Here is a 15713-nt window from a genome sequence, read left to right as displayed (position 1 = left end):
TGTAAGTGTGCTTTAATATATTTTTAAATGCTTGAAACTATCAATTAAGTAAAGTATTGTATCTGATTATTACAAATAACTATCAAATTGTACATTCAATATAAGGTATAGAGTTTGTGAGGCTATTTACTTCTAAAAGTCGACATTTGATTGGTGTGGATATTTGTGCCACCTCAGTAAAGTTGGTTGACATACAGCGCCAACATGGCATGTTTCACCTAAAATCTTATGGTATCGAAAGACTTCCGGAAGGTGTAGTCGTCGACAAACTCTTGGTAGATACAGAAACAGTAGGTACTATCATAACCAGCCTCGCCAGACGCTGCCAAGTATCGGGCAGCAATGTCGCTACAGCAGTTTCGGGCTCTGCTGTTATAACCAAAATCATTGACATGGATATGGCGTTAAATGACGTTGAGCGTGAAGCCCAAATTCGTTTAGATGCGGATCAGTATGTGCCTTACCCGTTAGAAGATGTCAATTTAGACTTTGAAGTTTTGGGTCCCTCTTTGGCGAGCGATAATATGGTGCAGGTATTGCTGGCGGCTTCTCGCTCGGAAAATGTCGACCAACGCGTCGATGCGTTAGCTTTTGGTGGCATGCAAACCAAAGTCATGGATATTGAATCACATGCCATAGAGCGTGCTTTTAAACTGATGGTCGATTATCTGCCAAATATGCCAGAATTGGTTGCTTTAGTGGATATTGGTCATAATCAAACCACTTTATATATCGCCAAAAATGGTGAGTTTATTTATAGTCGTGAGCAATTGTTTGGCGGTGTGCAGTTGACCGAGGCGATACAAAATCGTTACGGATTATCAGCAGAAGAGGCCACATTGAGCAAACGTGAGCGTACCTTACCTGATGACTATTATCCTGAGATATTGACGCCCTTCATAGAAAACACCATTCAGCAAATCACGCGCTCCCTACAGTTTTATTTCTCATCTAGCCAGTATAGCAGTATAGACCACGTGGTGTTAGCAGGTGGTAGCAGCTCGATTGCGGGTCTCTCTGGTATGGCACAGCAAAAACTGGGTGTCCCTGTTAGTGTGGCCAACCCGTTTGCTAATATGACTATCGCACCAAATATTGACAATGAGCAATTGGCTGTTGATGCACCAAGCTTAATGGCTGCATGCGGTCTTGCGTTAAGGAGCTTTGACTGATGGCTCGTATTAACCTTTTACCTTGGCGCCAAGAAGAGCGCGAACGTCGCAATAAAGAATTCTTAACATTGGTGGTTGCTGTCACTTTGCTGACGCTATTGGCTGCATTTGCCTCATGGAGCTATTTCAATAATGAGCTTGCTGACCAGCTCGATGCCAATTCGTTGATCGAACAAGAAAATAAACGCTTAGATACCGCATTGACCGAAATCGATAGTTTAGAGCAGCGCCGTGAAGATATTATATCGCGTATGCAAGTGATTCAAGACTTGCAGGGTCGCCGTCCTGTGCCTGTACGTTTGTGGGATGATTTGGCTAGAGCCATTCCGCCAGCGCTTTATTTAAACAATCTTAAGCGTGAAGGGGATGTCTTAACTTTAACCGGTCTGGCTGATAATCCAAACATTGTGTCGAGTTTGATTCGCAATCTAGACAGTAGTAAGTGGATGGGTAATTCAGCAGTGAGTAATATTCAACAGAATATTAGCGCTTATGAAACGGCACCTGCTCTTAACAATACGGTAACGACTGGTGAGCAGCCTCGCCCTGTGTATCCAGAAGACAGTTATGTACAGTTTGTGGTAACGACGAGAGTACAATCAGAGACGCCTGCCGCTACGGATGCTGTGTTGGGAGGTGAGTTATGAAACTTGTCCGCAAAAAAAGCCTAATCAAGACCAAAAAGAATAACTTAAAACCCAAAAAGCAGTTTGATCTAAACGAATTTCGCCGCAGTTTTGAATCATTAGATTCTGATAACTATGGTAGCTGGCCATTGCCAGTAAAGGTAACTGTGATTGGTCTTATTATTACCTTTATCGCTGCGCTATCATGGGCACTGCCAATCAGTAGCAAAATCGATGAGATCAATGCGGCTGAAAGTCAGCAACAAACATTACTGGACAGTTACCGTGAAAAAGAATCACGTGCGCGTCACCTAAAAGCCTATCAAGAACAAGTCGTCCAGATGGAGACAGAGTTCAATACTTTGCTAGACCAATTGCCAAAAGACACGCGTGTCTCAGAGCTGGTAGAAGGCATCAATATGACAGGGGTGGGTAGTAACATACGCTTCCAAGATATCTCAGTAGAACCTGAAATCGAAAATGAATTCTTCATTGAGCAGCCTATCCGTATAGCTGCTTTGGGTGATTACCATCAGTTTGGTAGCTTTATCAGTGGTCTGGCAGCACTACCTCGGATCATCACGATGCACGATTTTGAAGTCAGTAATCCACAGCCTACTTTGGATGTGTTACCAGAGCTTAATTTGGTTTTACAGACCAAAACGTATCGATCTAAAGAAGCGGCTCCTGAAGGTGATGAAGCGGTTGCCTCAACTGACGCTGCAGCTACAGCAGGAGGCAACTAATGACTATTCAAAGACTGCCGATATTACTTGTTTTGAGCATGGCAACGTTATCGATGACAGGTTGTACAGATCGTATTGGTATGGCAGAGCAATCAATGGCTGACATACGTAATCAGCCTGCCCAACCTATCGAACCACCGCCTAAGGCTGAGCTGGTAGAGGACTTCGTCTATAGTGCCAGTGCCCAGCGCAGTCCGTTTTTGCCGCCAAGTTTGGTCAATGTACAGGGCCCTACAACCTCAATCGATGGTGTGCGACCTGACATTACCAGAACGAAAGAACCGCTTGAGCAGTATGAGCTGTCACAGTTGATTTTCAGAGGTGTTGTGGTTGCTCCAGAAGGCCAGCAGTATGCGTTGATACAACGTCCGGATGGCTCGGTTGCTAGTGTGAAAGTAGGTAATTATCTTGGATTAAATGACGGCCGTATCGTTGAAATCACGCCGACTCAGGTTAACTTGATTGAAATTGTGCCAGACAGTCGTGCCGGGTTCGTTGAAAAACCCCAGTCACTGGTATCCCCTATAAGCTAAGTTGGCAGATTTTTTGAGGAATAAATAATGACAGTACGCAACAACAAGGTGATGATAATGAGCAGTCGTGTGTCTTCCGCTTTTGCCATTTCAGCATTGGCCGTCAGCATGATAGCCGTGAGCAATAGCGCATATGCTGCACAGCGCATCAACAATGTCTCTGTAGTACAAACGGCACCAGCCGTGACTCAAATGCGCTTGGGGTTCACAGGAACGCCAGTATTACCAGCAGCATATCAACTGGATGATCCTAGTCGCTTGGTGTTAGATTTTGAGCAAGTACAAAACGGACTTGCCAGTCGCTTCAATGAATATAATATTGGTGTCGTCAATGATGTCACTACACTGAGCAGCGACAGTACCACGCGTCTTATTGTTGGCCTAAAAGAGTCGGGCAGTTATACGACCGCGATTGAGGGCAACGAGTTATTGCTGACCATCACTGATCCGAGTCGTCCTGTGATTACCAGTGATCCGGTACAGGATGTGCTCAATAACAATAGTAATAACAACATCACGACGACGGCAATTGTTACGCCAATTGTTGAGACCAGTAGTGTTCCAGTTGCTGCTGTTCGTACGAACACGCCTTCTTTGAAACAAGAAGTACCAGCAGATACGATGGTGGTCAGAGTCAATCCACTGCTCAACCCACAGCTTGCTGCCTCACAAGTGAGTAAACAGTATAGTTACGACGGTCTCAGTGCGGTGAATTTTTCGGCAGGCAATGATGGTGGTGGTAATATCAGCGTTGTACTGGCTAATGAAGCTATTCCAGTAGATGTACAGCGTCAAGGCAATCAGTTGGTGGTGCGTTTGACTGGTAGTACAGTGCCAAGAAACTTGCTACGTCGATTGAATATTAATAGCGGTCTTGTCAGTAGTATCGATACTAAAAACCAAGGTCAAAATGGTGTCATCACCATAAACCTGACAGATGATTATGAGTATCAAGCGTATCAGTCTGGTAATCAGTTGAATATCGGTATCAAAAAACCTGAACTACTACGTGAGCCAACGCTTGAAGAAAAAGTCTATAGCGGTGAACCACTGTCTATGGAGTTTCAAGACGTCGAGATTCGTAGTGTATTGGATATTTTGGCACAGTTTACCGAGATGAACATCGTTGCTAACGATTCAGTCGCTGGTAACATCACTCTGCGTCTGATCAATGTGCCTTGGGATCAGGCACTCGATATTATCTTAAAGAGCAAAAATCTAGACAAGCGTGAAAACGGCAATATTATTTTGGTCGCGCCTGCTACAGAGCTTGCTGAGCAAGAAGCACGTGAGCTTGAAGCACAGCAAGCCGTGAAGTCTTATGCACCATTACGGACTGAGTATATCCGTTTGAGCTATGCTATAGCGCAAGATGTATTGACGCTTATCTCTCAAGGTAGCGGTTCATCTGGTGGTGGCACCTCAAGCCGAGCCGATGAAAACAATACGTTGTTGTCTAATCGTGGTACAGTGACCGTTGATGATCGTACCAATACTTTGATCATTAAAGACGTGGCTGAGAGTATCGAAAATATTCACAAATTAATCAGCAAAATTGATATCCCCGTTCGTCAGGTCATGATTGAAGCGCGTATCGTTAGTGCCACAGATAGCTTTAGTAAAGAAATCGGCGTTCGCTGGGGCATCCTATCAAATGGCGCGGCAAACAACCGTAGCTTGTTGGTTGGTGGTAGTAATCAGACATTGGCAGATCTCAAAGACTTTGACATAGAGACCACCACAGTCAATGGTCAAACGGTCTCGTATCCGTCGTATGACATTACCAGTCCTGATAATTTAAACGTTGATTTAGGCGTTTCTAACCCAGCGGGCAGTATTGCCTTTGGCTTACTCAGTATGTCTGATGTGATGCTTGATCTTGAGCTGTCAGCATTACAAGCCGACAATCGCGGTGAAGTCATCTCAACACCAAAGATTTTGACAGCAGACAAGCAAACGGCAAAAGTCTCTTCTGGTACGCAGATTCCTTATCAAGAAGCATCAGCCAGTGGTGCTACAACGACCAGCTTTAGAGAAGCAGCACTGAGCTTAGAAGCCACACCGAATATCACACCTGATGGCAAAATAGGTCTAAAATTGGTCATTACCAATGGTACACCGACTATCATCAACAATCAGGTGGCTATTTCTGAGGACTCTATCTCGACCAATGTTATTATCGAAGATGGGCAGACAGTTGTACTAGGCGGTGTGTTTAAAAACCGTACCAGTAACGGCGTAGATAAAGTACCTTTCTTAGGAGACCTGCCTTATATTGGCCGTGCATTCCGCCGAGATGTACGTAGCAATACTAAGGAAGAGTTACTTATTTTTGTCACGCCAAAACTGATCAATGATGGCACAAGCCGTTTGAATTAATGGGCAGTTGGTTTTTATTAAAAAAAGCAAGCCAACGTGCTTGCTTTTTTATGTGCTAAATTTTACTCACAATAATCATGGCTCATTACTAGCCAGAATATCAATGACGTTGTATCATACCTAATTTAGCTGAGTAAGTACTATGGTGCAGGAATTGCCGTCGGTGTTTTTAGTGGGACCGATGGGAGCAGGGAAGACGACAATCGGTAAATTACTGGCCAAACAATTGGGCCGCACTTTTGTAGATAGTGATTGGTATGTCGAATCGCAAACCGGTGCCGATATTGCTTGGATCTTCGCAAAAGAAGGCGAAGCGGGCTTTCGTGAGCGTGAAACACGTGCTATCGACGAGTTGACCCAAAACCCTCAAATCGTACTGGCAACGGGCGGCGGTGCAGTGATGTGCGCTGAAAACCGCGAGTTTTTACATCAGCGTGGTATCGTCGTTTACCTTAATGCTCCTGTAGATGTGCAAATGGCTCGTACTGCCAAGGACAAATCTCGACCATTATTACAGCAGCCAAATCCTAGAAAAATACTGCAGGATTTGTACAGTGCTCGAGACCCTTTGTATCGGCAGGTGGCACATATCATCATGCCGACGGGCCATACGTATCCACGGCATATGGTCAACCAACTGTTACAGCAGTTAGAAACCTTTTCTGACGCTACCACGGTGACACCAGCCTCAGCCCCTAAAAATGAACAATAGCAGATCGAGCAGCACGGTTGCTGTTTAGATCTGCTTTTTATCTTATTATCAATCTTTAAGGACTCTTTCATGACAATGCCAGTGTTTTATGATGCTCTAACGGTTCACACACAAAGTCATGATTATCCAATTGTCATTACTGAAAACGCCGCGATAGAAAATAGCAGTATGGCACAGCAAGTAGCGCCTTATATTGGTGGTCAGCAGGTATTGATTGTCACCAATGAGACGGTCGCACCTTTGTACTTGAAAGCCTTGGAAGACGAGCTGTCCGTACAATTTACGGTAAGAGTCTGTGTGTTGCCAGATGGTGAGCAATACAAAAACCAAACCAGTATCGATCAAATCTATGATGCCCTAATGGCGGAGCACTTTAATCGTGATGTCACGCTCATCGCGCTCGGCGGCGGTGTGGTCGGTGATATGACAGGGTTTGCCGCAGCTAGCTTTATGCGCGGGGTAAATTTTATCCAAATTCCAACGACGCTGTTATCGCAAGTGGATTCAAGCGTGGGTGGCAAAACAGGTATCAATCATGCACAAGGCAAAAATATGATTGGGGCGTTTTGGCAACCGCAAATGGTCCTTGCCGATATGAGTACTCTTAAGACATTACCGGCACGTGAGCTATCAGCTGGCATCGCTGAAATTATTAAATATGCCCTCATCATGGACGAAACATTTTTGACATGGCTTGAGGCCAATCTGCCTGCGATGATGGCATTGGATTTGGCAGTACTTGGGGAAGCGGTGAAGCGCTGCTGTCAGTATAAGGCTGATGTTGTGGCACAAGACGAAAGAGAGTCAGGTGTGCGAGCACTACTCAACTTCGGTCATACCTTTGGTCATGTGATTGAGACAAATGAAGGCTATGGCAATTGGTTGCATGGTGAGGCAGTAGCAGCTGGCATGGTGCAAGCAGCTGAGCTGTCCCAAAAGATTGGCTGGCTAACCCATGATGAGGTTGCGCGTATTAAGCGTGTCTTAATCCTAGGTAATCTGCCTATCACACCGCCAGTTATCGAGGTAGAGACTGCTTTGAACCTGATGGGGCATGATAAAAAAGTGAAACACGGACAAATCCGCCTGATTTTGTTAAAATCAATAGGCGATGCTGTGTTGACCAATGACTTTGATCACGAGTTGTTGTCTGAAGTATTGTCACAATATAGCGCGTAGCTCATTAAGATCGTGTGCAACTTATCAAAGTTTTAGTAAATGTATAGGGATACCTATACGCTTTAGTGCACTCAAATATGTTTTTATCAAGGACACTCTCATGGCAGCATCAAAACCGACGACACGTACGGCTAGCCAATCATACAGTCGTCAGGCCTTGATTTGGCTGGTAGTGACATTGCTATTGGGCGTTGTCACCGCATTGGTATGGATGCTGAGTCAAACGCCAGCAATGGGTGCCAAGATCGAAAATGCGCCAGTATCCGCACCGCAAATGCTGGCTGATGAGTTTGAACAGCCATTAAAGATAGAGTCGTTGCATGAGCTTGATACGGATGTGCAACCCATTAACTTTGATGCCACGGTTCGTGATTTGCGTGATTATCCTGACGAATTCAAAGACAAGCGTTATCTACTGGCCAATAAAGGCAAGTGGACTGTGCAAGTGATGAATGTGGCCGAAAACGATGTGATCGTTAGCTACTTAGAAAGCCGCAAAGATCGCGAGAAATTTGCTTATTTTCGGTATCTTGATGACGAAAATCAAGTTCGTTATATGTTGACCTATGGGCTGATGAGTAGTCCACAAGAAGCGGTAGGGGCTGCCAAACTGATTGATTTTAAATTGCCTACGGATGTTCGTGTATTGCCAGAAGAGATCAATCGATATGTTGGTATTATTGACAATTATGAGCGCCCTGACCCAGTAAAAGACTTGAGTACAAAGCGTACCCGTGCGGTTAGCTTGAAACCAACCAAACGTGAAATACCTGTTCGCCAAAAAGCGGAGGCGGCGGCGAACGATCAAGCAGCTACTGACAACAGTAGTCGTAATGCTCAAGATACTGCTAGCAGTAAATCTGAGCCAAGTATTCGCCAATCAGCTGATACGTCTGAAACCCTCTCTGTGAGTGAAGAGCGCACGATTGGTAATGACGTACCCTCATCTGAAACCTCGCCCAAAAATGAAGAAAATACAAGCAAGCCGGTGTCTGAGACTAAAAAGCCTGCATCATCAGAAGCGGATAAAACCACCACCAAAAAGCCACCAGTGGTGCCAGCGCCTAAACCGCCGAGCACTACTTCGAACACCAATAACAAGAGTGCCAATGCTAAGAGTGCTAACAACAATGCGCCAAAAGAAAGCAGTGATAGCATAAAAACGTTGATAGAAGATAAGAGCAATTAGTTTTTGCAGATAGCCTCGCTTGCCTGAAGTTCTATTGAGGTTTTATGATGGCACTAACGACCGCTTTGTAAATACTCAATACGACTTAATCAAACCCACTAATGAACTTGTTAGTGGGTTTTTTATGGCTCAAGTGTTTTTTGGCTAAAAAGACAATGAGAAGACAGCGATCAAAATCAGTCGATTACCATAGGCCTACCCAACTATAGTCAGCGAACTACTAAACCGCTACGGTGTTACCCTCCCTAGAGGTACTATATGTACAATCTGCGGTCGGCTGCCTTGTAGCTGTTTTAGACTTCTTTGACTATATGTCACAGATGAGCCGCTCATATTCGAATTTTAATATGATTATTGATTGTCCTATAACCAATAGTAATAAATACTATTACAAATTATGGCTGATGAATCGATAGAAAAGACTAGATTTTTTGTCAATCATTAACTAATATAACTGTGGGCGACGTTCTGTATAGTTATCGTAAAAATGTTTATTTAACAATGACTTAATAGTATATATACTGTTTTTTTGGCGCTTTGCCAGACATTGTTGTCTCAAGCGTGGCACTAATTGATTGCTAGGAAGTGATGGTAAGTGCCACAATTTCTCTTATTGTCACTTTTTTAGGGTGAGTACATCACTTGAATACAGAGCGTCAGATATTCAAGATGAATCAAATGCATTGTTATTAATCTGTCATAGATAAACGTTTACAGCTGAAATATGACAATCAACATAACAATTGATGCTTAAGCAAAAGACATAAGATATCAATAAGCGCGTGACTGGTATTTTGGGAGAGGTTTTAACCCATTACCAAGGGCCGATACTCACAAGCTATTGATACACGAACCACATGTCGAGACTTCACCTAACGATTAAGAAAACCACGGTTTTTCTGTGTTTTAGGGTATAACGTCCAAGCCTTGCACCATTTACTAATTCTAAGACCCGAATATCCTTTATCAGCCCGTTCTGCCTACGGGTACCAGCTTACACTCCGCATTGGAGATATAAGCTGCCCGTCTACTTAAAAGGACAAGCTATGTCGATGATTTCCTCGCAAACAAACCTGGCCACGCCAGATGATTTTTCTGATAATTGCGGTTTTGGTCTGATTGCTCACATTGAGGGTCAAGCCAGCCATGACTTGGTAAGAACTGCCATTCATAGTTTGAGTTGTATGACTCACCGCGGCGGCGTTGCTGCTGATGGTAGAACTGGTGACGGGTGTGGTTTATTATTAGCGACGCCTACTGAGTTTTTCAAACAGATTGCCACTGAGCAACAATTGGTACTGACCGACAACTTTGCGGTCGGTATGGTGTTTGTCAATTTGGATAATGATAAGTCTAAGCATAGTCAGCAAGTGCTCAGCGATGAGATTAAAGCGCAAGGGTTAGCAGTCGCAGGCTGGCGTGATGTGCCGCTTGACTTGAGTATCGTCGGTGAGATTGGCCGTGAGACATTACCAGATTTTAAGCAGATGTTCGTCAATGCACCAGATGAGTTGGCTGCAGATGACTTTAATCGTAAATTGTTTGTCGCACGTAAAAAAGCAGAGCAGCGCCTGACAGATGATGAGCTGTTTTATGTGTGCTCACTCAGCTGTCAGACCATTATTTACAAAGGTCTGGTAATGCCATCAGACTTGCCGGCATTCTTTTTGGATCTACAAGATGAGCGTTTGGCCTCACATATCGTCGTGTTCCATCAGCGTTTTTCTACCAATACATTACCGCGCTGGCCACTGGCACAGCCGTTTCGTTATCTTGCTCACAATGGTGAATTGAACACCATCACGGGTAACCGCAACTGGTCTAAGGCGCGCACGCCAAAATTAAAATCAGACAAGTTGCCAAACTTGAATGAATTGACACCGCTGGTGAACAGTACAGGTTCTGACTCATCAAGCCTAGATAACATGCTTGAAGTACTGATGTCAGGCGGTATGAACCTGTTCCATGCGATGTCGATTTTGGTGCCACCTGCATGGCAGAATGTCGATAGCATGGATATGGATCTGCGTGCGTTTTATGAATTCTATTCGCAGCATATGGAAGCGTGGGATGGCCCTGCTGGTCTCGTCATTCAAGATGGACGCTATGCCGTCTGTATGCTTGATAGAAACGGTCTGCGCCCGTCGCGTTGGGTGACGACTAAGAACGGTTATATCACCGTTGCATCAGAGGTTGGTGTTTGGGATTATGAACCAACCGATGTATTGGCAAAAGGCCGCGTTGGCCCAGGTCAAATGCTGGTCATTGATACATTGACGGGTAAAGTTTTAGATACCACTGCTATCGCAACATTACTTAAAACGGCGCATCCATACCGTAAATGGCTGCGTGAAGAAGCGACACGTATACGTGATGATGAGCGTTTAGAAGAAACCTTAGCAACGCAAGCGTGCCGCGGTGATAAGCTAAAAACCCTACAAAAGATGTATCACATCACCAATGAAGAGCGTACAGAAATCATTCGTCCCAATGCGGAGAATGGTCAAGAGCCAGTCGGCTCGATGGGTGATGATACGCCAATGGCAGTGCTGTCACAGCAAATTCGCCATGTGGGTGACTTTTTCCGTCAGCAGTTCGCACAGGTAACCAATCCGCCAATCGATCCACTACGTGAATCGATTGTGATGTCATTACAGACCTGCTTAGGTGCTGAAACGAACGTATTTGCGCCATCAGCGAGAGATGCACATCGTATTATTTTATCATCGCCTGTGTTGTCAGCCAGCAAAATGCAGCAGCTTGAAACTTTAGATGATCCTGCGTTCAAGATGGCACGCATTGATTTGAACTATGACCGTACTTTAGAGTTATCTGATGCTATCGTCGCTATCTGTGAGCAAGTGGCAGATAACATCCGCTCGGGTAATACACTGATTGTCTTGTCTGATAAAGACATCGATGCAGACAAAGTACCAGCCAATGCCATCATGGTGACGGGTGCTGTGCATCATTATCTTATCGAGCAAGGCATTCGTACCGATGCCAATCTAGTGGTTGAAACGGGTCTGGCTCGTGACTCACATCAAATAGCAGTATTGATTGGCTTTGGTGCGACCTGCGTCTATCCATATTTGGCATATGATGTCATCGATGATTTGGTGGCGACTGGTGAGCTGCTGGGCGATCCGATTCAAGCACGTGTCAATTTCCGCAAAGGCTTGGATAAAGGGTTGTTAAAGATCCTATCAAAGATGGGTATCTCTACCATTGTGTCGTATCGCGGCGCGCAGTTGTTTGAAGCAGTGGGCCTCTCAGAAGAAGTCGTGAGCCTGTGCTTCAAAGGCGTACAAAGCCGTATTAAAGGCGCTACCTTTGCCGATCTTGCTGCTGATCAAGCGCAATTGGCTGCCAACGCATTTAAGCGCCGTGCACCTCTAGATCAAGGTGGTCTGCTGAAGTTCGTCTTCAACAAAGAGTATCATGCCTTTAACCCTGACGTGATCAACAGCCTGCATACAGCTGTACGTACAGGCGATTATGATAACTATCTCAATTATGCCAACCTAGTAAATAGCCGTCCAGTCGCGACTTTACGCGACTTGTTACAGCTAAAAACAGACAACAGCATCGACGTCAATGAGGTGGAAGATATCTCTGAGATCTTAACGCGTTTTGACTCAGCGGGTATGTCGCTAGGTGCGCTGTCTCCAGAAGCACACGAATCAATCGCCATGGCAATGAATACCATCGGTGGTCGCTCAAACTCTGGTGAGGGCGGTGAAGATCCTGCGCGTTATGGCACATTGCGCAATTCAAAGATCAAGCAAGTGGCCTCTGGTCGTTTTGGGGTGACACCTGCGTATCTACGCTCAGCTGAAGTCATGCAGATCAAAGTGGCTCAAGGTGCTAAGCCAGGTGAGGGTGGACAGCTACCAGGTGGTAAGGTCAATGCACTGATTGCACGCTTGCGTTATTCAGTACCGGGTGTGACTTTGATTTCACCGCCGCCGCATCATGATATTTATTCTATCGAAGATTTGGCACAGCTGATTTTTGATTTGAAACAAGTCAATCCAGACGCACTGGTATCCGTTAAATTGGTATCGCGTCCAGGTGTTGGAACGATCGCAACGGGCGTCGCAAAAGCCTATGCCGATTTGATTACTATTTCAGGTTATGATGGCGGTACAGCAGCGTCTCCGCTATCGTCTATCCATCATGCAGGCTCGCCATGGGAGCTAGGTCTGGCTGAAACCCATCAGTCTCTACGAGTAAATGGATTACGTGATAAGGTACGTGTTCAGACCGATGGTGGTTTGAAGACAGGGCTAGATGTAGTCAAGGCAGCCATTCTTGGTGCAGAAAGCTTTGGCTTTGGTACCACGCCGATGATTGCGGTTGGGTGTAAATACCTACGTATCTGCCATTTAAACAACTGTCCAACAGGGGTTGCGACTCAAAAAGCTAAGCTACGTGATGAGCATTTCATTGGCGAAGCAGAGATGTTGATTAACTTCTTCAAGTTTGTGGCGACTGAAACGCGCGAATGGTTAGCGGCACTTGGCGTTCGTAGTATGGAAGATCTGGTCGGCCGTACTGACTTGCTTAATATTTTAGAAGGTAATACTGATAAGCAGCGTCATCTTGATCTAACGCCATTGTTATTTAGTCATCCAGCCAGCGTTGGCAAAGCACAAACCTGTCAGGTAGAGCGCAATGAGCCGTTTGATAAAGGCTTGCTTGCTGAGCAAATGATTAGTGATATGCTGGTGAATATTCGTCAAGGCTCAGGCGGTGATTATAGCTATTTCGTTGGTAACTGTGACCGGTCTATCGGTGCTCGTATCTCAGGTGAGATTGCGCAAGTATGGGGCAACCTTGGCATGAGTGACATGCCAATTAAACTGCGTCTAACGGGTACGGCAGGGCAGAGCTTAGGTGTTTGGAATGCCGGCGGCTTAAACATTGAGCTTGAAGGCGATGCCAATGACTATGTAGGCAAAGGCATGGCAGGCGGTGAGATTGTGATTTATCCCCCAAAAGGCTCAAACTTTATTGCACAAGAGACCGCCATTATCGGTAACACTTGCCTATATGGCGCAACGGGTGGCAAGTTATATGCTGCTGGTACAGCAGGTGAGCGTTTTGGGGTGCGTAACTCCGGTACACATGCCGTCATCGAAGGCACAGGCGATCATTGCTGTGAGTATATGACAGGTGGTATCGTCACGATCCTTGGACGTACGGGTCTCAACTTTGGCGCGGGTATGACTGGCGGCTTCGCTTATGTACTCGATATGGAAGGTGACTTCTTTGATCGCTGCAACCATGAACTGATTGACCTTAACCGCATCTCAAGCGAGCAAACAGAAGAGCATCGTATTCATTTGCAACAAGTGATTGAGACTCATGTAGAGAAAACAGGCAGCGCATGGGGCCAGACGATACTGGATGACTTTGAGCACTATGTTCGTAAGTTCTATTTGGTGAAGCCAAAAGCGGCAAACATTGCAAGCCTTCTTAAAACGACCATGGCCGATCCACAATAGCCGATCTATAACGCTGACTCATCGCTTTATAGTGAGTGATTGAGTCGGTGTTGATTGATGACCATTGAATTAGAGTAGCCAGCGTTCCGTTTTTAGAGACGTTTTAACTCACAGGTTTTTAGCAGGTAAGTGACAGCAGCACGTGATAGCGCTCAGCATTGACCCAAATTGGGTATCAAATAAGCGAGACTCGCTGACTGTCACCACCCACTACAAAAAAACCTCAGATAAAAGAGATAGCACCATGGCAAAACGCTTAGAAAATAATTTTCAGTTTTTAGATGTACCTCGTTTTGACCCAAGCAAAAAAGACATTGCCACACGCTCAACTGAGTTTGTTGAAATTTATAAGCCATTTGAAAATGAAGCCGTCGCACAACAAGCGCATCGCTGTCTTGAGTGCGGTAATCCTTACTGCGAGTGGAAATGCCCCGTACACAACTACATTCCTAACTGGCTAAAAATGGCCACTGAAGGACAAATATTTCAAGCAGCTGAATTGTGTCATCGTACCAATACTTTGCCTGAAGTCTGCGGCCGAGTGTGTCCACAAGATCGTCTGTGTGAAGGCGCTTGTACATTGAATGATGGCTTTGGCGCAGTGACTATCGGCAATGTCGAAAAATACATCAACGATACCGCTTTTGCTCTAGGTTGGCGTCCAGACATGTCTGAAGTTGTTTGGACAGACAAAAAAGTCGCAATTATCGGTGCAGGGCCAGCGGGTCTTGGCTGTGCAGATATTTTGGTTAGAAATGGCGTCAAACCGGTCGTCTTTGACAAACGCCCTGAGATCGGCGGCTTACTGACTTTCGGTATCCCTGAGTTCAAAATGGAAAAAGACGTCATGCGCAATCGCCGCGTGATTTTTGAAGATATGGGTATGGAGTTCCGTCTAGAAACAGAGATTGGTACAGACGTCACCATTGATGAGCTATTGGCTGAATACGATGCCGTGTTCATGGGTATGGGCACATACACCTATATGCGCGGCGGGTTTGCTGGTGAAGAACTGACAGGCGTCTATGATGCACTAGATTACCTGATTGCCAACGTGAACCGTTGTAATGATTGGGAAAAGAATCCCGAAGAATATATCGACTTCAAAGGCAAAAGAGTGGTCGTACTAGGTGGCGGCGATACAGCAATGGACTGTAACCGTACTAGTATTCGTCAAGGTGCTGAGCAAGTGGTCTGTGCCTATCGCCGTGATGAAGAAAATATGCCAGGCTCACGCCGTGAAGTGGTCAATGCTCGTGAAGAAGGCGTTGAGTTTTTATTCAATCGCCAGCCTACTGAGATCATTGGTCTGAACGGTAAGGTCAATGGGGTAAAAGTCGTCACTACTCACTTAGGTGCACCGGACAACCGTGGTCGTCAGCGCCCTGAGCCGATTCCTAATTCAGAAGAGATCATCCCCTGTGATGCAGTGATTATGGCCTTTGGTTTTAGACCGAGTCCTGCTGACTGGTTTGAGTCTCAGCAAGTGGCGATGGACAGCTCTGGCCGCGTGTTGGCCGCAGAGAAGCAAACCTTTAAATTCCAGACCAAAAACCCTAAAATATTTGCCGGTGGTGATATGGTTCGCGGATCTGATTTGGTCGTAACTGCTATTTGGGAAGGTCGTGAAGCCGCTGAAGGTATATTAGATTTCTTGGAAGTATAAC

Annotated in this window: 10 protein-coding genes; all 10 read left to right on the top strand. The window is 45.4% G+C overall.

Annotated features, from left to right (window positions below; genetic code table 11):
- The first annotated feature begins 116 nt into the window (after positions 1-116).
- The 10 genes from pilM (at position 117) to I6E86_RS07345 (ending at position 15712) form a co-directional block, all read left to right on the top strand.
- Entirely contained in the window at positions 117-1172 is a 1056-nt protein-coding gene (gene pilM / locus I6E86_RS07390; protein ID WP_194364546.1) for a type IV pilus assembly protein PilM, read from the top strand.
- Positions 1172-1819 (top strand): PilN domain-containing protein, encoded by a 648-nt coding sequence (locus I6E86_RS07385; RefSeq protein WP_197176571.1) that lies wholly within the window; start codon positions 1172-1174, stop codon positions 1817-1819. Before pilM ends, I6E86_RS07385 begins: the two co-directional genes overlap by 1 nt.
- On the top strand, positions 1816-2544 hold the full coding sequence (locus tag I6E86_RS07380; RefSeq protein ID WP_194364548.1) for a type 4a pilus biogenesis protein PilO: 729 nt from the start codon (positions 1816-1818) through the stop codon (positions 2542-2544). Before I6E86_RS07385 ends, I6E86_RS07380 begins: the two co-directional genes overlap by 4 nt.
- On the top strand, positions 2544-3077 hold the full coding sequence (locus I6E86_RS07375; protein WP_197176570.1) for a pilus assembly protein PilP: 534 nt from the start codon (positions 2544-2546) through the stop codon (positions 3075-3077). Before I6E86_RS07380 ends, I6E86_RS07375 begins: the two co-directional genes overlap by 1 nt.
- A 27-nt stretch (positions 3078-3104) precedes the next feature.
- On the top strand, positions 3105-5456 hold the full coding sequence (pilQ, locus tag I6E86_RS07370) for a type IV pilus secretin PilQ (RefSeq protein ID WP_197176569.1): 2352 nt from the start codon (positions 3105-3107) through the stop codon (positions 5454-5456).
- Positions 5457-5598: 142 nt separating this feature from the next.
- Positions 5599-6168, top strand: coding sequence for a shikimate kinase AroK (gene aroK / locus I6E86_RS07365; RefSeq protein ID WP_197176567.1), 570 nt, complete (start codon positions 5599-5601; stop codon positions 6166-6168).
- Positions 6169-6237: 69 nt separating this feature from the next.
- Positions 6238-7347 carry a 3-dehydroquinate synthase gene (aroB, locus tag I6E86_RS07360; RefSeq protein WP_197176558.1) on the top strand — a complete coding sequence of 370 codons (1110 nt, stop codon included), beginning with the start codon at positions 6238-6240 and terminating at the stop codon, positions 7345-7347.
- A 100-nt stretch (positions 7348-7447) separates the two neighbouring features.
- A complete protein-coding gene (locus I6E86_RS07355; RefSeq protein ID WP_197176548.1) occupies positions 7448-8536 on the top strand; it encodes a hypothetical protein in 1089 nt (362 codons plus the stop codon).
- Between the two features lie 1046 nt (positions 8537-9582).
- Complete coding sequence (gene gltB / locus I6E86_RS07350; RefSeq protein ID WP_197176546.1) at positions 9583-14046, top strand: glutamate synthase large subunit; 4464 nt, start codon at positions 9583-9585, stop codon at positions 14044-14046.
- Positions 14047-14290: 244 nt separating this feature from the next.
- Positions 14291-15712 (top strand): FAD-dependent oxidoreductase, encoded by a 1422-nt coding sequence (locus I6E86_RS07345; protein WP_194364555.1) that lies wholly within the window; start codon positions 14291-14293, stop codon positions 15710-15712.
- Position 15713 lies beyond the last annotated feature (1 nt).

The sequence above is a fragment of the Psychrobacter sp. SWN149 genome, assembly GCF_015864565.1.
Taxonomy (GTDB): Bacteria; Pseudomonadota; Gammaproteobacteria; order Pseudomonadales; family Moraxellaceae; genus Psychrobacter.
This window is presented reverse-complemented; position numbering and strand designations above follow the sequence as displayed.

What these genes read in the sequence shown, in the direction of transcription:
- aroK (WP_197176567.1), top strand. Translation starts at nt 5,599, where the DNA reads ATGGTGCAGGAATTGCCGTCGGTGTTTTTAGTGGGACCGATGGGAGCA.
- I6E86_RS07375 (WP_197176570.1), top strand. Translation starts at nt 2,544, where the DNA reads ATGACTATTCAAAGACTGCCGATATTACTTGTTTTGAGCATGGCAACG.
- I6E86_RS07380 (WP_194364548.1), top strand. Translation starts at nt 1,816, where the DNA reads ATGAAACTTGTCCGCAAAAAAAGCCTAATCAAGACCAAAAAGAATAAC.
- I6E86_RS07385 (WP_197176571.1), top strand. Translation starts at nt 1,172, where the DNA reads ATGGCTCGTATTAACCTTTTACCTTGGCGCCAAGAAGAGCGCGAACGT.
- I6E86_RS07345 (WP_194364555.1), top strand. Translation starts at nt 14,291, where the DNA reads ATGGCAAAACGCTTAGAAAATAATTTTCAGTTTTTAGATGTACCTCGT.
- gltB (WP_197176546.1), top strand. Translation starts at nt 9,583, where the DNA reads ATGTCGATGATTTCCTCGCAAACAAACCTGGCCACGCCAGATGATTTT.
- pilQ (WP_197176569.1), top strand. Translation starts at nt 3,105, where the DNA reads ATGACAGTACGCAACAACAAGGTGATGATAATGAGCAGTCGTGTGTCT.
- I6E86_RS07355 (WP_197176548.1), top strand. Translation starts at nt 7,448, where the DNA reads ATGGCAGCATCAAAACCGACGACACGTACGGCTAGCCAATCATACAGT.
- aroB (WP_197176558.1), top strand. Translation starts at nt 6,238, where the DNA reads ATGACAATGCCAGTGTTTTATGATGCTCTAACGGTTCACACACAAAGT.